Origin of the sequence: Yokenella regensburgei ATCC 49455, assembly GCF_000735455.1 — a bacterium.
Lineage (GTDB): Bacteria > Pseudomonadota > Gammaproteobacteria > Enterobacterales > Enterobacteriaceae > Yokenella > Yokenella regensburgei.
Map to the genome: position 1 here is coordinate 1 of NZ_JMPS01000050.1, position 326 is coordinate 326.

The following is a 326-nucleotide window of genomic DNA, read 5'->3' on the forward strand; positions in this document are numbered from 1 at the left end:
CTGGCGGAACTTGAGGGCGGCGCGGGCGCCGTACTGACCAATACCGGAATGTCAGCGATTCATCTGGTGACCACCGTGTTCCTGAAACCTGGCGATCTGCTGGTGGCACCGCACGACTGCTACGGCGGCAGCTACCGCCTGTTCGATAGCCTGGCAAAACGCGGCTGCTACCGGGTGCTGTTTGTCGATCAGGGTGACGATCAGGCGCTGAAAGCGGCGCTGGCGGAAAAACCGAAGCTGGTTTTGGTGGAAAGTCCGAGCAACCCATTGTTGCGCGTCGTGGATATTGCGAAAATCTGTGGTCTGGCGCGTGAAGCCGGAGCCAT

At 60.1% G+C, this 326-nt stretch carries 1 protein-coding gene; it reads left to right on the forward strand.

The genetic code is table 11. From position 1 onward, the window contains the following. Positions 1–326, forward strand: a 326-nt coding sequence (locus tag GYRE_RS14310; RefSeq protein ID WP_038256148.1) for an aminotransferase class I/II-fold pyridoxal phosphate-dependent enzyme, incomplete at both ends; no start/stop codon positions are given.